The organism is Fimbriimonas ginsengisoli Gsoil 348 (assembly GCF_000724625.1).
GTDB classification, from domain to species: domain Bacteria; phylum Armatimonadota; class Fimbriimonadia; order Fimbriimonadales; family Fimbriimonadaceae; genus Fimbriimonas; species Fimbriimonas ginsengisoli.
Window position 1 is genome coordinate 4,942,757 of the sequence record NZ_CP007139.1, and the last position, 17,078, is coordinate 4,959,834.

Sequence of the window (17,078 nt, forward strand, 5' to 3'; positions counted from 1 at the left end):
CCCGGCGCCGGCGCGATAGCATTCCTTACCCTAAGGACATTTGCCTGGGTGCCCGTGTCGGGAAGATTGTCGTCCTACGTCCGAAGGACGTGTAGCCGGCACCTACGCGTGCCGCCCTTATGCCGAGGTCATCGCAGCCGAGCGGTCAACGATGCCTCCAACCAGTCGGGGTCGATATACCGCAACGTGCGAAACCCTGGTGACGGTGAAATACCCATCCGCTCCCATGCGCCGACCGCGGCACGCGTCGGTGCCGGCTACACGGCTTCGCCGTAATCGGAAGAGACCCACGCATCCGAACTCAACTGGCGACCTAATCCGCCAACGAACCCCAACTCTCCTGTTGACCATAATGCCACCAGTCTCCAGAGCTATTGAAAATGGAACGCTCTCAGAGCCTGCTCGACGAAATCTTGGTGGTCGCGGGTCATCGTGGCCTCGGTGATGTCGGGTCGGCCGAGGTGGGGGTAGGCGGGGGACCACTCGGGGAGGTTCGCGATGGGGCGCAGGCTGGCGCAGAGGTCCCAGTACGGGAGGGCTGACGACTCGATCCCGGTTAACGATAGGAATCGCTCGGTGAACTCGAAAGCCGCGTCGCGACCAAGGATCCACCAGATGTCCAGACGGCTGATCGCGAGGTCGGCCAGTGGTTCCCCGATGAGGCACTCTTCCCAGTCGATGACCGCAACGATCTCGCCATCGCGCCAAAGGACGTTGCCAGGCCAAAAGTCGCCGTGGCGAAGCACCGGAGAATTCGATTGGACCAGAGAAACGGATTCGAGCGCGGCCCGGATCTCCGGCTCACGCAACGAATCGTTCAAAACTTCGGGAGGTCTGCCGAACCCCCGGCCCTGCTTCGGAAGAAAATCCAACCCGAAGCGGGCGTAGTCCACCCGATGGATTTCCGCCAGTCGCTCCGCATACCGTCGTATGAACCCTTCCGGGTCGCTAGGCGCCACCTCGGGGCGGCCCTCGATGTATTCGATGACCACGAAAGGATGGGGAAAAGCGTCGGACGCGGGGCAGACGAAGTAAGGGGTTTGAACGGGGAGGCCGGCTTTTTGAAGCGCTGCCAAAACCCGATACTCCTCGAGCGCGGCGTCAGGGTCGCGTCCGAAGTGACGTAAATTCGGCTGCCGGGCGATCCTTTTCCTTCGCTCCCCTCCCGGCAGCTCGATCTCAAAGGCGACCATCGTCGCCGACATCCCTCCTTCGAGAGGCCAAGCATTTACCAGAGTCCCCTCCGGCTCGAAGTCACGAACGTATCTTTCGATCTGCGCGGTCAGGAGGGGCGTGGCCACGGTTTATCCTGGCATGCGGACCGCTCATTTCTCCCGGGCGGGAAAGACCTGGCGCACGCGATCGTCTCGAAGATAGATCCCGCCCCATACGAGTAGCCCAATAGCCACCGGGAAGAATAGGGAGAAAGCGCCGGATCCAACCCGTAAGTTTGTCGAAACCGCGCCTCCAAGGTATCCGGTTATGAGAACGGCGCCGAAAACGGAGTATCGTGGAATCAAGTAGGTGATCGTAATCACGACTAAGAGGATGCCGATTCCAACGGCGGTCGAGTCGGGGTAGCCCAGCTTTGCCATGGCTTCCACGACGGGAGCCGGCTTAAACAGTTTCATGACTCCGTCCATAAGGAGGAATAGAGCCGATAAGCCGGTAAAAGTCCGTCCAGTCCAGAGGCTGCCTTTAGCAGTCGGTGCGGTAAGGGTCATCGTTTGCATGGTTTCTTCACTTCTCCTGGTGGATTCAGAATCACGGCCGTTACTCAAAGGTTTCGCGGACTCGCTTCATCTTCCTGCCTTCATGAGTTGGTCGATTGGGGCAACCGAGAATCGACAATTGCCGAAGCAGACTCTTACGAAATCCGGAAGTCTGTTGCTTGGCTCGAACCGCCGATCCAAAACCCAACATGCAACCCACCCTAAAGTAAAGGATTTACGCCGAAGGCGTGTAGCCGCAGGTTGGCTCGTACCTACGCGAGAGCGTGTCTCTTTGCAACGAAACTTGTGGATCGTTGGGGACGCAGGTACGAGCCAACCTGCGGCTCGCTTCGCGTTATCTTTCCGCCACCGCCAATCCAAAAACCGATCCTTCGCGCCGCACTAACGCGAAGCGAGCTATGCCACCGGACGGACCTCGATGCACCCTAGCCTCCCGGATGGAATTTTCGCGGCGACGCGGATCGCGTCATTGAGATCCCGGGCTTCGATGAGGATGAATCCCGCCAGTTGCTCTTTCGTTTCCGCGAAAGGGCCATCGGTGATGAGGGTATTCCCGTCCCGGACTCGAATCGTCGCCGCGGATTGGGCGGACTGAAGGCGATTTGAGGCGAGGTAGTGCCCGCTTTCCCGAAGCTGCTCGGTGTAAGCCCGCCCCTCCCCGAATAATTCCTTGATCTCAGCATCGGAAAGCGCTTCCAAGATCTTCTCGTCGATATAGATCAGGCAGAGGTATTTCATCTCAAATTTGCCTATCGAACCGCCGCCGCCTCCTGAACTTCGATCGGGAAATCGCACATCTCGAACACCTGCCGAATCTCGATAATGTTTCCCTCCTCCGCGGGACATCGCGAGAACCAGTCGATCGCTTCCTGTTTGGAGCCGACCTCCACCATCCAGAATCCGCCAAGCACTTCCTTAGCGTCTACGAACGGCCCATCCGTCACCGTCGCCTTGCCGCTCGAGAACGAGAGACGGGCTCCTTTCGCCGACGACTGCAGTCCTTCACCGGTGATCATGACGCCGGCATCCATAAGCTCCTGATTAAACGCCGTCATCTTGGCGACGAGCTCGGGGGAGGGCATCGCGCCGGCTTCGTACTTGTCGGTGTTCGGAATCATCAAAATCATAAATCGCATTTGTTTTCTCCTCGGCCCGGTGACCGCTTTTGTTCTGTCAACCCTTAGTCGTCAGGAGCATCGCAAAATCGACATATTCCAAGCTTTTCGGTTCGCGTAAGCTTGTCCGGTGAATGGTAAACGGGCACTTGTTGGGCTTGCGGCATTAGCTTTGGCGGCTTCGGCGGGAGCCGAATCGGATCGACAGGCGGCAGAACGGTTTGTGGGGCTGTTGCGTCAGCGGCTTCTTCTATCTCGCGAAGTCGCAATCGCGAAATTCAACTCCGGCGCTCCCGTGGAGGATCTTAAGCGAGAAAAGGCGCTGATCGATCAAACCTTGAAGTCGACCGGGGCAGAGCACGAGTTCGCATATCGCATTCTGAGGGCTCAGATCGAAGCCAGCAAGGCAGCCCAGCGACGGTTCATCTCCAAATGGGCAGGCCATCCTCGGTTCCGACATGCGCCCAACCTGGCCAAAGACGTTCGACCGAAGCTCGACCTCCTCACCACGCACATGTTAAGCATGCTGCCAAAGCTTCACGAAACTCGACCGGCGGTATTGAGGCGGGCCGCCACGCAGGTTCGATGGCCGAAACAAGATCGCGATTGTTTCGGTCCCGCGTGGAAAGTTGCCGTCGCGCCGGTCGTCGAGAATTAGGTCTCGCCCAGTTCGCGAAGTCGGCCTTCCAAGAACCGCCGCTCGGGCTCCTGCCTGGCGAGCTCCAGCGCCCGGCGATACGAAGCAGCCGCATCGTCGAGCCTTCCGGCCCGGCGACATAGCTCGGCTCTGGCCGAGTGGGCCAGGTGATAGTCCGCGAGCTCTCCGCGTTCGAGAATCTCATCGATCAGCGCGACCCCCGCGGAAGGTCCGTCGCGCATCGCCACCGCCACGGCGCGGTTAAGGTCCACCACAGGCGACGGCTCGACCCGAGCCAAGATATCGTAGAGGCTGGCGATCTGAGGCCAGTCCGTGGCGGAAGCCTGCCGGGCGTCCGCATGAACCGCGGCGATCGCCGCTTGCAGCGTATAGGGACCAAACCGGCGGGTGGCAAGCCCGCGCTCCACGAGCGCCTGCCCTTCCGCGATCTGATCGCGGTTCCATAGAGACCGATCTTGGTCTTCGAGCAGGATCAGGTCCCCGCTGGGAGAGGTGCGCGCCAGGCGGCGCGACTCTTGAAGGAGCATCAGGGCGAGCAGGCCGATCACTTCCGGCTCTGGCAGAAGATCCATCAGAAGCCGGCCAAGCCGAATCGCCTCTCCTGAGAGGTCGGCCCGCGTCAACGAACCGCCGGACGAGGCGGAATAGCCTTCGTTAAAGACGAGATAGACAACCTGAAGGACCGCTTCCAACCGCTCCGGAAGGTCGGCCGGAGAAGGGACCTGATAAGGAATCTTCGCGTCTCGAATCTTCGATTTGGCGCGTACGATTCGCTGGGCCACGGTGGCCGGGAACGTGAGAAAGGCGCGGGCGATCTCCTCGGTCGTGAGGCCGCAGACCTCTCGAAGGGTCAGCGCGGAACGCGCGTCTGGAGAGAGGGCGGGGTGGCAGCAAGTAAAGATCAGCCGCAGGGTGTCGTCCTTCACCCCTTCCTCGTCTAGTTCGAACGCAGCCTGGGCGTCGGTATCGAGTCGCTCCGCGATCTCGGAAAGCGAAGCATCGAACCGAGCCCGGCGCCGCATCGCGTCGATTGCCTTGAACCGCCCGGCGGAGACGAGCCACGCCCGCGGGTTCTGCGGAATACCGTCCCGAGTCCATTGCTGGAGTGCGGAAGCAAACGCATCCTGCATCGCCTCCTCGGCAAGGTCAAAGTCTCCGAGAAGCCGGATCAGCGTGGCCAAAATGCGCCGCGATTCGGCCCGGTAGACCCCGTCCACCGCCTCCCGCACCCGATCGACCGCTATGCCGTTCATTCAAGAAGACTATCGCCGAAAAAGGCAGGGTTTCGCTAGCGCTGGAGCCGGATGCGTGTGGACTGAGGGGACGAATGGGTCAGATGGGACACATGAGACCTAGAAGACCCGGATGTCCCATTAAACAAGGTAAAGCCTCACACTAGCAACGCCTCAGCTCCGTCCCGCTACCTCCACCACCGGAATCTCTCTCAACGGGCGGACCTCGACGGTGCCGAACTCCGCGACCGGATGCTGGCTGGCGATCTCGAGCGCCTCATCGAGGTCCTTCGCTTCGATGAGCATGTAGCCGGCCAGTTGCTCGCGCGTCTCCGCGAACGGGCCGTCGGTCACGAGGCGGCGGCCTTGTCGTACTCGGAGGCTGGTGGCGGTGGGGGTCGGCTGGAGGATGCCGCCGGCGATCCAGTGCCCGCTGGCCCCCAGCCTCTCCGCCAAGCCTCCGCATTTCTTAGCCCCTGCCTCGTCCATCTGGGGCGCTTGCTCGTCGAGATAAATCAGCAACATGTAGTTCATGGTCGTGCCTTCAATATAGGTCGAATGAGGAGACGAGTATTCGACATCAAAAGCTAGTATTGGCTTCTTCAATGGCGTTTTGCATCGTTCTTCACTGAGGGTGTCGGCGGAGCTCTTCGGCAAGACGATCGAGCATTTGGAGCCAGCTCGGGTAGGCCCCGGTCCGCTTGGCGACCGATTCAAGGGCGTTTTGATGCAGCGTAACTTCGGTCTTCCCTGCCCGCTCGGCAAACGTGACCGTGACCACGGTCTCCGCGGGCCAGTCGGGGTCCTTTCCAGCCGTCACAGAATCGGTGAACCGACCATGCTCGTCGGTAAGGGCGATCGAGTAGACAATCCTCTCGGGTGAGGTGACTTCAAGGTAAGTCCCCCGGCACCAACAATCCGCCCCCTTGGGTGGCCGAATACCGTAGCGAAATTCGCCGCCGGGTCGCACGTCGAGCGAAAGAATCTCGACCTCGCAACCGTGAGGGGCAAACCAGTGGCGCAAATGCTCCGGATCTGTCCACGCCCGAAAGACCAACTCCCTGGGAGCATCGAAGACGCGAGTGATTAGGACTTCCCGCTCCCTCATTCCATCGCTCCATAGGCGGTCGTCCAAAAGTCGTCGAATACCTTCGGTGGTTCCGGTGAATCCATCATCCGCTGGGTGAATAGAATTCCGATGAGTTCCTCCGCGGGATCGACGTAGGCGATTGTTCCAAATCCGCCGGCCCACCCAAAACGGCCCGGGTTGTGATAGATCTCCTTTCGTCCGATATCCACCGCCATTCCGAGGCCCCAACTGGAGTGAGTGCCGAAAAAGATCTCTGCGCCTTCACGTTCGGCCGCGTTGAGCTGATCCGAGGTCATAAGCTCCACCGACGCCCGGGAGAGGATCTGCTCCCCGCCATAACGACCTTTGTTCAACATCATTTGGCTAAAAGCAAAGTAATCGTCGATCGTCGAAACAAGCCCGCCGCCTCCGGATTCACCAGCCGGCGGAGACGCCCAAGCGCTGTTTGCCGGGTCGTCGAAGTCATCGAGCTTGTTCGCCTCCTGATTAAAAAAGTAAAAGCCTGGAAGTCGGCCGATTTTCTCGATAGGCACGTAAAAACCGGTGTCTTTCATTCCGAGCGGTTCGAAAATGCTCTCCCGCATGAACTCCCCCAGGGGCTTGCCAGACACCCGCTGGATCAACGCTCCTAGCGCGTCGGCGCTCGTCTGATACATCCACCGCTCACCCGGCTGGGCGATCAGCGGTAGAGACCCGAGCCTCTTCAGCCACTCATCCAACGAGGGCGCTTCATTGGGAAGCATAGGACCGTCCCCTCCGAGGCGATATTCTTTGATGAACTTCTGGATCGGATAGGTCCCAGGCATCGCCATCACGCTGCCGAAACCCATGCGGAAGGTCAACAGATCGCGTACGGTGAGGGCGCGCTTAGCGGGGACGGTGTCGTCGATCTCCGAAGCGAGCGACTTGAGAACGCGTCGATTCGCCAGCTCCGGCAACCATTCATCGACCGAGTCGTCGAGACGTAGCCGACACTCCTCAAGCAGGATCATTGCCGCGACGGCCGTCACCGGCTTCGTTATCGAAGCGATTCGGAAGATCGTGTCGCGCCGCATGGGCGATGGGTTCGTAAACGAGAGCGTGCCGAGCGTCTCGACATGGGTGTCGCCGTGACGGCTCACAAGTGCGACGAGGCCGGGCATCTCCTTTCGCTCGACGAAACCCGACATCGCCCGATACATTCGTTCGAGTCCCGGCTTCGAAAGGCCGGTGTGGCTTGTTTGGTTCATTCCCCTTTCTCCTTTGTTTTGAGGACCCGTAAGTAATCGTCCAAGCGGTCAAAACTCTGTTCCCAGTAACGGCGATACGCCTCTACCCAATCTGCAACCTCCCGGAGCGGCTCGGCTTCCAATCGGCATGGGCGCCACTGCGCCTCTCGGCCCCGAGAGATGAGGCCGGCATGTTCGAGCACCTTGAGGTGTTTTGAGATGCCGGGCAAGGAGATATCGAATGGCTTCGCCAACTCGGTTACCGACGTCTCGCCCGAGGCGAGCCGGGCCAGAATGGCGCGGCGAGTCGGGTCTGCCAGAGCGGCAAAGGTGGCATTGAGCTGGTCTTCCAATTGAATTTCACCATTTGGTTAATTAACCAACCGGCAAATTACACTACATCGGCCACTCATGTCAACCCTGTTGCGCACCAGAAATAAAAAAGGCCACCCGGCCGTATGGCCGGATGGCTCTTCTCACTGAGGGAAGGTTTGTTAGCCGCCCATCTTGGACGGGTCCATCGGCTTGCCGTCCATGGTCATCTTCCCGTTCGTCCAAACCATCTTGGACATCTTCCACTGGGTGCCGACCTTGACGAACGAATCCTGGGATTTGCCCAGCATCATCACCTTGTGCGGCTTCTTGTCGGGACCGATCATGATGCCGCCCATGACGTGCTCCGTGGTTCCGGCCGCCTTGTTCCCCTTTTCCTTGAGCGACACGATCTTGGAATTAACCGTCGTGATCTTCTGGAAGGTATTGAAGCCCATCTTCATATTCGCCATCATCTGGTCGAAGTTCTGTCCCGGCCCCTTCATCCCGGTTTCCATGTACACGAAGTCCTTCGTGGTCCCGGCTTTAATAATTTTGCCGAGGGCGGCAAAGTCTTTCTTCATCATCGCGGCGTGAATCTTTTTGTTCATCGCTTCCGATTGCGCCCGGAGTGATTGGGCGTTCGCGGTGGAAAGCACCGCGACGAACGACGCTACAAGTGCAACAGTCTTCATAACGGCACCACTATACACCCGTCCACGTTACTTGTTCAACGTGAGGTAATAAATTTCGCTCTTCCATTTCCTCGGATCTGGCTCCTTGCCCGGATCGGTGAGATAGAACTCCATCCGCCCGGCCCAAACATCCCCCTTTGGCGAGCTCTTTACCTTCCACTTGATTCCCTTCTTCGCGGCCCATTGTTGAAGCGTGGCGTTGGCGCCCACCAGGTCTCTGTAATTCCCGGTGAACGGCATGAACACGTAACGGCCGGCTGGGAAAGCTCCCGCATGCACCTCGCCGCTACCGCGCACGGTGGCGGTGACGGGAAAACCGAGTTCGATCTCCATTCCCTTGGCCATGTCGATGACATTGAAGCGAATGAACTCCGGGCCCGAGGGCTTTACATGGTTGGCCGCCGCCCAAGCCATCAGCTTCGGCATCAGCCGGGGAAAGACCGTCGCCATCCCTTGAAGCGTCTCCGTCGAGCGGATCGACACATACGGTTGGGCGGCTCGATGGATGAGTTTGGGCAACCCCGCTTGGGACGCATGCGACCCAGCGGCGACAATTGACAATAAGATCTCCTGAAGCAACGAATTCCTCCGACTCGACAGTGAAACGGTCCCCGCCGTCGACCGCGAGCGGACTCATCATACACGCGCTTTAGATGGGTCGCTTGACGATGGTTGCTGAATCTCGCGCTAAGCCTGGGGAGGCTCTTTCTTGTCGTTTTCAGTCACGATTCCTTGCTCTTCTAAGAAGGCGAAGAGGGCTTGCAAGTACTCGTCGGCGAGTTCCCAACGGGCTTCGCTGTGACCCATGCGAGGGAACCATACGATTTGCTTCGGGCCGATGCAGGCGTCGAAATTCCGCTGCGCCTCCGCTGGCAGGGCAAGGGTGTCTGACTTTCCATGGAGGATCAGGGTTGGGACAGGACCCGCGCTCGCGAGCGAAACGGAGACGTCGACGTTGAATGGGTTAAAGCCGGCAAATGGAATGGCCAGAATCGCCGTCGGGGAAAGGATCGCGGCCAATCCGTTTCCGCCGACGAACCGCCACCATCCGATCACCGCGCTCGACAGTCGGGAGTAGGCGCTGTCCAGCACGAGCACGTCGGCCAACCCAGGGTGGCTTCCGCACGCGATGGCTGACGCGGCCGCGCCCATGGAGCTGCCGAGGAGGACGATTCGCGCTCCCGGTGTCCGGCGTCGGGCATACTCGACCGCTGCCACCACATCGTCCGCTTCCCGGAGACCCAGGTAGCTCTTCTTCCCCCCGCTGGCGCCATGGGCGCGAAGGTCGAGGAGAAGGCACGAAACGCCACGTCGCCAGAGCTGATACGCCACCGGCGTAAGCTCGCTACGGTTCATCATGTAGCCGTGAGCCAAGATGGCGACCGATGTTGCCCCCTCCGCCTCCACCCACCATCCCCGAAGAGTGAGGCCGTCCGATTCGAACTCCACCTTTTCCTGCGGCGCGCCCATCGCGCCGGGCGAAATAAAGATCGGAATCCGGAACGGATGCAGACTGAACCAGGCGATGGCGAGCATCGCCAAGAGATACAGCCCCAAAATAACGGCAACGGCAATCACATCCCATGTCTACCGCGAAGGTTTGCGTTTTTCGCTCGCGGTCTTGGAGAATAGAGACCTAATCGACCATGTACGCGCTTAATTTCTACACCGACCTGTACGGCGACGTCCTCCGGAACAACCGGAAGACGGTCACGATTCGCATGGGCGACAAATCCGACAAGTACCAAACCGGTATGGTCGTCTGGGTGACGATCGGCCCCCGGTTTGGACGCCGGCAAAAGCTTTATTCGGCGATTTTGGACCGAGTGGAGGTCAAGACCATCGCCGAGCTATCGCCCCGCGACATTGAGCGGGAGAACCCGGAGTTCCGCACCCAAGATGACGTGATCAACGTCCTGAGCCGGATATACGGCGACCTGATTACTCCCGACCACCGGGTCACGGTGATCTACTTCTCACGCATCGACGAGTAAGGCGCGCTGCCCCGTCCTGGTAACATGCCTGCCGACATGTCCGATCTCCTTGCCCGCGACCTTATCCGCGACGTTCCCGACTTTCCCAAGCCGGGAATACTGTTTAAGGACATCACGCCGGTGTTGGAAGAGCCCGAGGCCTTCCGGCAAGTCTGCCGGCTTCTGGCGGAGGACGCCCGAGCGCGGGGTGCGGACGTGATCGTCGGCATCGAGAGCCGCGGATTCCTCTTCGGAGTTCCGATCGCGCTCGACCTGAACCTACCGTTCGCGATGGCGCGCAAGCTCGGCAAGCTGCCGTACGACCGAATCTCGGAAGAGTACGCCCTGGAGTACGGCACAAACACGGTCGAGATGCACGTCGACGCCCTGCAACCAGGGCAGAAAGCGTACATCGTGGACGACCTACTCGCCACCGGCGGAACTGCGGCGGCGGCAAGCCGCCTCGTCAAACGCCTCGGCGGCGTGGTCGTAGGCTTCGGCTGCCTTATCGAGCTGAGCTTCCTAAACGGCCGCGCCACGCTTCCCGATGTCCCGATCAAAGCCTTAATGGAGTTCTAGAATCGTATGGGGTATGCGCGGGTGTCGCGCCTAAGAGTGGTTCCCCTTCGTCCGAAGGACGTGTAGCCGCAGGTTGGCTCGTACCTGCGCGAAAGCCACCAACGATGCTCATGTTTGGTCAAATGACGAAACACCTCCACGCAGGTACGAACCAACCTACAACGCTCCGCGTTAGATCCTGGAATGCTCCGCTAGAGGGTTGGAAGGCTTACTGCCAGACCGCTACCGATCTCGATGATCGCCCAGCGACAAGTTTCCCGACATCCCAAGGACGTGTAGCCGCGGATTCTATGCCCGCGTCCGGTGTACCGAAGGTACACCGGATCATCGGCGAGGACGCCGACGCTGCGGCCGAAGGACGTGTAGCCGCAGGTTGGCTCGTACCTGCGGATAGGCCCCGAGGATCGGCAAGTTTAGTCAAGAGGCGAAACGCTCTCGCGCAGGTACGAACCAACCTGCGGCTACAACGCTTCGCGTTAGGGACTAGCGAGGTCTGCCCATGATCCCCAAGCTGATCGCCGTAATGGGCCCGACGGCGTCGGGAAAAACGGAATTGGCCGAGCGGCTGGCCGACGAGCTCGACGCCCAGCTTATCAACGCCGACGCATTCCAGGTCTACCGGGGATTAGATATCGGTACGGCCAAGCCCGAAACCCGGGACCGATACCTCCTGCTCGATCTTAAAAAACCGGATGAGACCTTTGGAGTTGGCGAGTATGTCCAGCGAGCCCATCGCGAGTTGGAACGGCTCTACGGCGAGGGGAGGAATGTGGTGGTCGTGGGGGGAACCGGACTGTACGTCCGGGCGCTGTTCGAATCTTACGACGGGATGGGGGACGCTCCGCCGGCTGAATTGCGCGAATTCCTTAACGCCAAACCGCTCGAACGGCTGGTAGAGAGGCTGCGGGAGCTCGATCCCGAGCGAGCCGAAAAGATCGATTTGCAAAATCGCGTTCGAGTTCAGCGTTCGCTCGAACGCATCCTAGCCCCTTCCCCGTCCATCGGTTTGGCTTTGCCTCCGTTTTGCAAGGCAAAGCTCGCCGTAGTGCCCGACGTCCCTATTACAGACGAACGTGTCGCGCGACGAATCGAGACGATGATGCAAAATGGATGGGTTGAAGAGGTTCGGCGGATACGCTCGGAGGGATACTCCTGCGAAGATCCGGGCCTCCGAGCAATTGGGTATCGTACACTATGGCGATACATCGAAAAAGAGGTCGAGTTAGGTGAAGCGGTGGCGACAACGATCGCCGAAACGAGGCGCTATGCCAAGCGGCAGCGCACGTGGCTTCGATCCGAGCCGAACCTGATCGAGTTGGATATGGGCGATGCGCTTGCCGACGCGCGCCGCCACTTAAATATGCAATAGGCTAGGAGCTTTTTAATTACATGGCAAAGGCGATTAATCTCCAGGACATGTTCCTGAACCAGGTGCGGAAAGAAGGGATCGGGGTGACCATCTACCTCACGAACAGCGTGCAGCTTCGCGGACAGGTCCGGGGCTTCGATGCCTTTACCGTGCTTCTAGACGCACCCGGCAAGCCGACTCAGCTTGTCTACAAACACGCGGTAGCCAGTATCGTGCCGACCAAGCCGATCTCTTCGTACCGAGCCCAAGGCGAGGGTGAAGAAGGCGACCGCCGGATTCCCGAGTAGGGTTTACTTCCCTACGTCGTGATTAAGTTCACCAAGATGCAGGGGACCGGCAACGACTTCGTCATGGTCGATGCCTTCCGCGAGAAGGAACTTCCCGCCGATCTGCCCGAGCTTGCCCGGTGGGCTTGCGATCGGCGATTCGGCATCGGCGGGGACGGCCTGATCCTCGCCGATCCTGGCTCTGAGGCGCCGTTCCGAATGAGGATGTTCAATCCGGACGGAAGCGCCAGCGAAATGTGCGGCAACGGAATCCGCTGCCTGGCCCGCCTTTTGCGCGACCATGGGCACACCGAAGCCGACTCCGTTCCGGTGGAAACCGGCGCCGGCATCCTCACCGTCGAGCTCCGGCCGGGGGGAGTCCGGGTCGACATGGGCCGGGCTAAGCTCTCGCGTCAGGAGATCGGGATGCCGGGCATCGGCCCGTTCGTTGAGGAAGATCTCGGAAACGGACTCCGCGGGACGGCGGTCTCCATGGGAAACCCGCACCTGGTGATCTTCGTCGACGACGTCGCGGCCGTCGACCTGGTGAAGCTCGGGCGAGAGTTGGAGCATCACCCCTTGTTCCCTAACCGCACCAACGTTCACTTCGTACAGGTCGTCGACCGGCAAACCCTGATCCAGAGAACCTGGGAACGAGGAGCTGGGATCACGTTGGCGTGTGGTACCGGCGCCTGCGCCTGTGCCGTGGCGGCGGTGATGACCAACCGGGCCGATCGCTCGGTCGAGATCCGGCTTCCCGGTGGGAATCTCCACATCGACTTCGACGCGGACGGCCGGGTGTTTATGACCGGTCCCGCGGAGACGGTTTTCGAAGGCGAAATCGGTTAACCTGCCCGGCCGGCCTCTCTAGTTGCGCGGACATGGGCCGATATATTCGATGTGCCCCCCGTCATTAGCCCTAAAAAGGGAGATTATTGTGGTGCAGAAGGCCTTATTGGGCATCACGCGCAGTGTGACGTCACCGATACTCAAGACATGGCCGATGACCGCATGGAAGTAAACACCGAACTTTACGGACTCGCCCTCCATCTTCCGTCCGTGCCGGTCCGCGTTGCGGAAGCCAAGCCGGTCGAAGAAGCAGCGATGACCGTCACTTTCAGCTCTTCCGAGAAGCCCGGGGCGAAATCGGGAATGTCGTGGCTGGAGAAGATGCGGCTTTCCCTGAAAACCCACGCCTAACTCCGTCCCGTCGTGAGCGAAAGCTATCTCGCGATGAGGCCCCTGGCCAGGGCGGAGTCGAGGACTTGCTTGAGAACGGCAAAGAGTTCGGGGTAGGGCGCCAACAGCTTGGTCTTCCGCTCAATTACTTGAGCGACAGTAAGAGTGCCGGCCGGCGGATGTGCGTGGGAGCCCCAGTGCAGCCAAGTCGGAGCCAGCGCGTCGACGGCGCGCGCAAAGCTCGCCTCGGGTGACTTCCCCTCTTCGAACTCTTGCCAAAGCGATCGAAAGTAGCTTTCTTGACCGCTTGGCAGCATGCCAAATAACTTATCGGCCGCCGCCGTCTCGCGGTCGCTTTGACTCTTGACCGCTTCCTCGTCGTAGATGAGGGTGTCGCCGGCGTAGACCTCGACGAGGTCGTGCACCGTCAGGAGCTGGAGCACCTTGCCCAAGTCGATAGGGTGCGAGCAATGTTCGGCGAGGACCATCGCCATGAGCGCCACGTGCCAAGAATGTTCGGCGCTATTTTCGCAACGGGTGCCGTCGCCGATGGAGGAGGTCCGAAGAACGCCTTTGAGGCGATCCGCCTCGAGCAAGAACCTCATCTGAGCCGCTAAACGCGACGGAATGGCATCTTCCATGTCAAATTCTACCGCTCGGGCAATTCCCTACGGTGAAGCCGTGTAGACGCAGGTTGGCTCGTACCTGCGCGATAATGCCCCAACGATCCACCCGCTTCGTCAGAAATCGGTAGGCTCTCGCGCAGGTACGAGCCAACCTACATCTACAATGCTCTGCGTTAGAACACCGTGTAGACTCACATCGATGGAGGCTACTGCCGAGCAGGTCGCCACGGCGTTGGCGGAGATCTTCGACCCCGTCAGCGTCTCCAACGTAAGCCTCGTCGGCCGGGGATATGAGGCCGAGATCTTTGGGTTCGAGTTAGCCGGTGAAAAGCTCGTCTTGCGGCTCTTCCACCACGCCGCCGACGACGAAAGGGCGGCCAAGGAATTCACCGTTCAAGCCCGGTTGCATCGGCTCGGCTACCCGGTTCCCCAGGTGCACTTAACTCTCTCATCGGGTGAATCGGAGCTAAGGCGGCCACTGGTCGTCATGAAATGGGTCGACGGCACGTCTCTCGGCGCCGACTTCTGGGGCGGAACTTTCGAGAGGAAGCAGGCGGCGGAAGACCAGCTCTATCGGCTGATGGCCGATCTGCACCTCCTTCGAGTAGACGATGTCTTTGGCCCCGCCTGCGACGTAAGCCTGCGAGAGGAGGTGGCTGCAATGAAACGGCTTGCCTCTACCTCACATGGTTTGCGGCCGGTATTCGACTGGCTCTTGGAGCAGGCTTCGCACCTTCCCGAGGAACCCGCTTGCGTGGTCCACGGCGACTTCCACGCCAATAACGTTCTCCGCGCCTCCGACTCGAGCGTAGTCATCGATTGGTCGAACTGCAGGCCCGGCGACTACCGCTGGGACGTTGCCTGGATTCGCTTACTCGTCCGCGCCGACGAACAGGAGGACGGTGGCTCCCGTGCGCTTGCTACTTATGAGCGTTACTCCGGTCGAAGGCCGGTCCGTCTCGACTTCTTCGAAGTGCTCGGCGCGACTAAGATCTTGCTGGAAGCGGAAAGCGACAGCCGCGCCAAGCCAGCCGCCGACTTTGTCGCTTACCTAATCTCCCTTATCGAAAAGAGAACCTCGATTTCCGTCGCCCGAGATCCTATCGGCCGCTAGGTCGAACAATTCGGGTCGCTCGTGGCTTGGGCGGACCGCCCGAAGCCAACCAGTTTTTCACCGGTCGCGTCTTCTTTGCGTTCTTGGCGAGAAACTCCGTAAAAGGGATTTCTCGCCAAGAACGCAAAGATTGAGGAGAGTCGATTGAAGCAAGATTGAACCGCAAAGGTCGCCAAGAACAGCCCCGCGGTGAGAGATTGTTTCGGACAGGGGCGGGCCGCCCCTGAGACACACGGGCGAGCCGCCCGTGCCACTTACTTCAGGCCGGTGGTGGCGATGCCGGAGACGAAGCTTCGCTGGCACAGGGCGAACAGGGCCACCGCCGGGAGGACCGTCACCACCGCTGCCGCCATAACGAGGTTCCACGGGGTTCCTTGAACGGTGCCGCTGGAGCCGACGAAATTGACCAGGGCGACCGGAAGCGTCATCCGCTCCTCGCGGTGAAGGTACACGAGGGGACCCCAAAGGTCGTTCCAGGAACCCAGAAAAGCAAATACCGCGACGGTGACCACCGCCGGCCGCGCCAGCGGAACCGCGATGCTGACGAGGATCTTCCCTTCGCTGGCTCCGTCGAGCCGCGCCGCCTCCATCGTCTCCTCCGGAAGAGTCCGGAAGAACTGGCGGAGCAGGAAGACGGCGAAGGCGTTCGTTCCAAGCCAAGCCGGCACGATGAGAGGGGCGTAGGTATCCACCATTCCCAGACTGGCGAAAAGCCGAAACACCGGAATGATCGTGATCTGCCCCGGCAGCATCAAGGTGGCGAGGAGGCCGTAGAAGACCCAGTCGCTTCCCCGCGCCTTCAGCCGGGCAAAGGCGTAGGCGGCGGGGATGGACGAGGCGAGGGTTCCCAGCACCGTGAGGACGGCCACGAAGGCGGAGTTGCCGAAGGCGCGCAGAAAGTCGAACGTGCGTAGCGCGTCCGAATAGTTCGCGCCCCTCGGGTGGGCAGGAATCAGGGACGGAGCCCCCTTAAACAGCTCGTCGAACGGCTTCAGCGAAGTCGAAAGCATCCACGCAAGCGGGGCGAGGCACAGGAGCAGGCCAACCAGAATCACCAGGAGACCCGGAAGAACCCGTACCTTCATGCCGCCTCCTCATGCACCCACCGCTTCGAGAGGCGGAAGTTAAGGGCGGTGAGCAGGCCGATCACAGCGAACAGAATCCACGCCATCGCGCTCGCCAGCCCCATGTGAAAGTGCTCGAACGCCTTGGTATACAGGTTCAAAACGTAGAAAAGCGTCGCCCGGGCCGGACCGCCGATGCCTGGCCCCGATTGCCCAAACGCGAACGCCTGGTCGAAGGTCTTCATCGCTCCGATCAGGCTCATGGTCACGTTGAAGAACACCACCGGCGTGAGCGCGGGCCAAGTCACCACCCGAAATCGCCGCCAAGCTCCCGCTCCGTCCAGCGCCGCCGCCTCCAGCAGCGTTTTCGATGTCCCCTGTAGACCGGCCAGAAAGACGACCATCGCCCCGCCATAGCTCCAGACGCTCATGATGACCAGCGCGGGAAGCGCCCAGCTTGGCGACTGAGTCCACGCCGGGCCATGCACCCCCACCCCCGCCAGCAGCCGGTTCAGCGCACCGTCGGTCGGATGGAAGATCCACGCCCAAAGCACGCCGGAGGCGGTCGCCGGCAACAGCGTCGGCAAGTAGTAGAGCGTGCGGAAGGCGCCCCGGAACGGCACGTCCATGTTCAACAGCATCGCCACCGCGAGCGCGGTGAACAGCCCGAGCGGAACGCTCGCCACCGCATAGATCGCGGTGACTTTGACCGACACCCAAAACGATGGGTCTGCGGTTAGCAGATATTTATAGTTCGCCGATCCGACGTATCGCGGCGCGCTCACCACATCGTAGTCGGTGAAACTTAGCGCCAGCGAGGTCAGCATCGGCCCGATCGTAAAGATCAGGAGGCCAAGCGCCACCG

23 protein-coding genes are annotated in these 17,078 nt (G+C 60.4%); 8 read left to right on the plus strand and 15 right to left on the minus strand.

Annotated elements, in window-relative coordinates; genetic code table 11:
* Positions 1–371 precede the first annotated feature (371 nt).
* The 4 genes from OP10G_RS22300 to OP10G_RS22315 all read right to left on the minus strand — a co-directional run bounded on the left by OP10G_RS22300 (position 372) and on the right by OP10G_RS22315 (position 2,869).
* Positions 372–1,301: a phosphotransferase family protein gene (locus OP10G_RS22300; protein ID WP_025228215.1), complete on the minus strand. Its 930-nt coding sequence runs from the start codon at positions 1,299–1,301 to the stop codon at positions 372–374.
* 24 nt (positions 1,302–1,325) lie between these two features.
* The gene (locus OP10G_RS22305) at positions 1,326–1,733 is read right to left on the minus strand and encodes a DoxX family protein (RefSeq protein WP_025228214.1); all 408 of its coding nucleotides are present in this window, start codon (positions 1,731–1,733) and stop codon (positions 1,326–1,328) included.
* 396 nt (positions 1,734–2,129) lie between these two features.
* The gene (locus OP10G_RS22310) at positions 2,130–2,471 is read right to left on the minus strand and encodes a YciI family protein (protein WP_025228213.1); all 342 of its coding nucleotides are present in this window, start codon (positions 2,469–2,471) and stop codon (positions 2,130–2,132) included.
* An 11-nt stretch (positions 2,472–2,482) separates the two neighbouring features.
* Positions 2,483–2,869, minus strand: coding sequence for a YciI family protein (locus tag OP10G_RS22315; RefSeq protein WP_038473577.1), 387 nt, complete (start codon positions 2,867–2,869; stop codon positions 2,483–2,485).
* Between the two features lie 109 nt (positions 2,870–2,978).
* On the opposite strand from OP10G_RS22315, the gene OP10G_RS25385 reads away from it, so the two are divergent.
* Entirely contained in the window at positions 2,979–3,506 is a 528-nt protein-coding gene (locus OP10G_RS25385) for a chorismate mutase (RefSeq protein ID WP_084179666.1), read from the plus strand.
* Here OP10G_RS25385 and OP10G_RS22325 read toward each other — a convergent pair.
* From OP10G_RS22325 to OP10G_RS22360, 8 genes are all read right to left on the minus strand, one after another.
* Entirely contained in the window at positions 3,503–4,759 is a 1,257-nt protein-coding gene (locus OP10G_RS22325) for an RNA polymerase sigma factor (RefSeq protein WP_025228211.1), read from the minus strand. The two genes, OP10G_RS25385 and OP10G_RS22325, sit on opposite strands and share 4 nt — an antisense overlap.
* 153 nt (positions 4,760–4,912) lie before the next feature.
* Positions 4,913–5,272, minus strand: a complete 360-nt coding sequence (locus tag OP10G_RS22330; protein ID WP_025228210.1) for a YciI family protein — start codon at positions 5,270–5,272, stop codon at positions 4,913–4,915.
* Positions 5,273–5,363: 91 nt separating this feature from the next.
* Complete coding sequence (locus OP10G_RS22335) at positions 5,364–5,846, minus strand: SRPBCC family protein (RefSeq protein ID WP_025228209.1); 483 nt, start codon at positions 5,844–5,846, stop codon at positions 5,364–5,366.
* Positions 5,843–7,057, minus strand: coding sequence for a serine hydrolase domain-containing protein (locus tag OP10G_RS22340; RefSeq protein WP_025228208.1), 1,215 nt, complete (start codon positions 7,055–7,057; stop codon positions 5,843–5,845). The genes OP10G_RS22335 and OP10G_RS22340 overlap by 4 nt, the downstream gene beginning before the upstream one ends.
* Entirely contained in the window at positions 7,054–7,395 is a 342-nt protein-coding gene (locus tag OP10G_RS22345; protein ID WP_144241317.1) for an ArsR/SmtB family transcription factor, read from the minus strand. Before OP10G_RS22345 ends, OP10G_RS22340 begins: the two co-directional genes overlap by 4 nt.
* Before the next feature lie 135 nt (positions 7,396–7,530).
* Positions 7,531–8,043 (minus strand): nuclear transport factor 2 family protein, encoded by a 513-nt coding sequence (locus OP10G_RS22350; RefSeq protein WP_025228206.1) that lies wholly within the window; start codon positions 8,041–8,043, stop codon positions 7,531–7,533.
* Between the two features lie 27 nt (positions 8,044–8,070).
* Positions 8,071–8,562: a GyrI-like domain-containing protein gene (locus tag OP10G_RS22355; RefSeq protein ID WP_227625010.1), complete on the minus strand. Its 492-nt coding sequence runs from the start codon at positions 8,560–8,562 to the stop codon at positions 8,071–8,073.
* A 168-nt stretch (positions 8,563–8,730) separates the two neighbouring features.
* Positions 8,731–9,621, minus strand: coding sequence for an alpha/beta hydrolase (locus tag OP10G_RS22360; protein ID WP_025228204.1), 891 nt, complete (start codon positions 9,619–9,621; stop codon positions 8,731–8,733).
* Between the two features lie 68 nt (positions 9,622–9,689).
* On the opposite strand from OP10G_RS22360, the gene OP10G_RS22365 reads away from it, so the two are divergent.
* The 6 genes from OP10G_RS22365 to OP10G_RS22390 all read left to right on the plus strand — a co-directional run bounded on the left by OP10G_RS22365 (position 9,690) and on the right by OP10G_RS22390 (position 13,430).
* On the plus strand, positions 9,690–10,037 hold the full coding sequence (locus tag OP10G_RS22365) for an ASCH domain-containing protein (RefSeq protein WP_025228203.1): 348 nt from the start codon (positions 9,690–9,692) through the stop codon (positions 10,035–10,037).
* 36 nt (positions 10,038–10,073) lie between these two features.
* A complete protein-coding gene (locus OP10G_RS22370; protein ID WP_025228202.1) occupies positions 10,074–10,595 on the plus strand; it encodes an adenine phosphoribosyltransferase in 522 nt (173 codons plus the stop codon).
* A gap of 499 nt (positions 10,596–11,094) precedes the next feature.
* Entirely contained in the window at positions 11,095–11,964 is an 870-nt protein-coding gene (gene miaA, locus OP10G_RS22375) for a tRNA (adenosine(37)-N6)-dimethylallyltransferase MiaA (RefSeq protein WP_025228201.1), read from the plus strand.
* A 20-nt stretch (positions 11,965–11,984) separates the two neighbouring features.
* Positions 11,985–12,251 carry an RNA chaperone Hfq gene (gene hfq / locus OP10G_RS22380; protein WP_025228200.1) on the plus strand — a complete coding sequence of 89 codons (267 nt, stop codon included), beginning with the start codon at positions 11,985–11,987 and terminating at the stop codon, positions 12,249–12,251.
* Positions 12,252–12,269: 18 nt separating this feature from the next.
* The gene (dapF, locus tag OP10G_RS22385; protein ID WP_227625011.1) at positions 12,270–13,079 is read left to right on the plus strand and encodes a diaminopimelate epimerase; all 810 of its coding nucleotides are present in this window, start codon (positions 12,270–12,272) and stop codon (positions 13,077–13,079) included.
* 147 nt (positions 13,080–13,226) lie between these two features.
* Positions 13,227–13,430 (plus strand): hypothetical protein, encoded by a 204-nt coding sequence (locus OP10G_RS22390; RefSeq protein ID WP_025228198.1) that lies wholly within the window; start codon positions 13,227–13,229, stop codon positions 13,428–13,430.
* Positions 13,431–13,453: 23 nt separating this feature from the next.
* Here the strand turns inward: OP10G_RS22390 and OP10G_RS22395 are convergent, their stop codons facing one another.
* Entirely contained in the window at positions 13,454–14,050 is a 597-nt protein-coding gene (locus OP10G_RS22395; RefSeq protein ID WP_025228197.1) for an HD domain-containing protein, read from the minus strand.
* A 184-nt stretch (positions 14,051–14,234) separates the two neighbouring features.
* Between OP10G_RS22395 and OP10G_RS22400 the strand changes: the two genes are divergently transcribed.
* Positions 14,235–15,149 (plus strand): phosphotransferase family protein, encoded by a 915-nt coding sequence (locus OP10G_RS22400; RefSeq protein ID WP_025228196.1) that lies wholly within the window; start codon positions 14,235–14,237, stop codon positions 15,147–15,149.
* 254 nt (positions 15,150–15,403) lie between these two features.
* On the opposite strand, the gene OP10G_RS22410 is transcribed toward OP10G_RS22400, so the two are convergent.
* Positions 15,404–16,234 carry a carbohydrate ABC transporter permease gene (locus tag OP10G_RS22410; RefSeq protein WP_025228194.1) on the minus strand — a complete coding sequence of 277 codons (831 nt, stop codon included), beginning with the start codon at positions 16,232–16,234 and terminating at the stop codon, positions 15,404–15,406.
* Positions 16,231–17,076 carry a carbohydrate ABC transporter permease gene (locus tag OP10G_RS22415; RefSeq protein ID WP_227625012.1) on the minus strand — a complete coding sequence of 282 codons (846 nt, stop codon included), beginning with the start codon at positions 17,074–17,076 and terminating at the stop codon, positions 16,231–16,233. Before OP10G_RS22415 ends, OP10G_RS22410 begins: the two co-directional genes overlap by 4 nt.
* Between the last annotated feature and the right edge of the window lie 2 nt (positions 17,077–17,078).

What these genes read in the sequence shown, in the direction of transcription:
- OP10G_RS22305 (WP_025228214.1), bottom strand. Translation starts at nt 1,733, where the DNA reads ATGCAAACGATGACCCTTACCGCACCGACTGCTAAAGGCAGCCTCTGG.
- OP10G_RS22310 (WP_025228213.1), bottom strand. Translation starts at nt 2,471, where the DNA reads ATGAAATACCTCTGCCTGATCTATATCGACGAGAAGATCTTGGAAGCG.
- OP10G_RS22315 (WP_038473577.1), bottom strand. Translation starts at nt 2,869, where the DNA reads ATGCGATTTATGATTTTGATGATTCCGAACACCGACAAGTACGAAGCC.
- OP10G_RS22325 (WP_025228211.1), bottom strand. Translation starts at nt 4,759, where the DNA reads ATGAACGGCATAGCGGTCGATCGGGTGCGGGAGGCGGTGGACGGGGTC.
- OP10G_RS22330 (WP_025228210.1), bottom strand. Translation starts at nt 5,272, where the DNA reads ATGAACTACATGTTGCTGATTTATCTCGACGAGCAAGCGCCCCAGATG.
- OP10G_RS22335 (WP_025228209.1), bottom strand. Translation starts at nt 5,846, where the DNA reads ATGAGGGAGCGGGAAGTCCTAATCACTCGCGTCTTCGATGCTCCCAGG.
- OP10G_RS22340 (WP_025228208.1), bottom strand. Translation starts at nt 7,057, where the DNA reads ATGAACCAAACAAGCCACACCGGCCTTTCGAAGCCGGGACTCGAACGA.
- OP10G_RS22350 (WP_025228206.1), bottom strand. Translation starts at nt 8,043, where the DNA reads ATGAAGACTGTTGCACTTGTAGCGTCGTTCGTCGCGGTGCTTTCCACC.
- OP10G_RS22365 (WP_025228203.1), top strand. Translation starts at nt 9,690, where the DNA reads ATGTACGCGCTTAATTTCTACACCGACCTGTACGGCGACGTCCTCCGG.
- OP10G_RS22370 (WP_025228202.1), top strand. Translation starts at nt 10,074, where the DNA reads ATGTCCGATCTCCTTGCCCGCGACCTTATCCGCGACGTTCCCGACTTT.
- miaA (WP_025228201.1), top strand. Translation starts at nt 11,095, where the DNA reads ATGATCCCCAAGCTGATCGCCGTAATGGGCCCGACGGCGTCGGGAAAA.
- hfq (WP_025228200.1), top strand. Translation starts at nt 11,985, where the DNA reads ATGGCAAAGGCGATTAATCTCCAGGACATGTTCCTGAACCAGGTGCGG.
- OP10G_RS22390 (WP_025228198.1), top strand. Translation starts at nt 13,227, where the DNA reads ATGGCCGATGACCGCATGGAAGTAAACACCGAACTTTACGGACTCGCC.
- OP10G_RS22395 (WP_025228197.1), bottom strand. Translation starts at nt 14,050, where the DNA reads ATGGAAGATGCCATTCCGTCGCGTTTAGCGGCTCAGATGAGGTTCTTG.
- OP10G_RS22400 (WP_025228196.1), top strand. Translation starts at nt 14,235, where the DNA reads ATGGAGGCTACTGCCGAGCAGGTCGCCACGGCGTTGGCGGAGATCTTC.
- OP10G_RS22410 (WP_025228194.1), bottom strand. Translation starts at nt 16,234, where the DNA reads ATGAAGGTACGGGTTCTTCCGGGTCTCCTGGTGATTCTGGTTGGCCTG.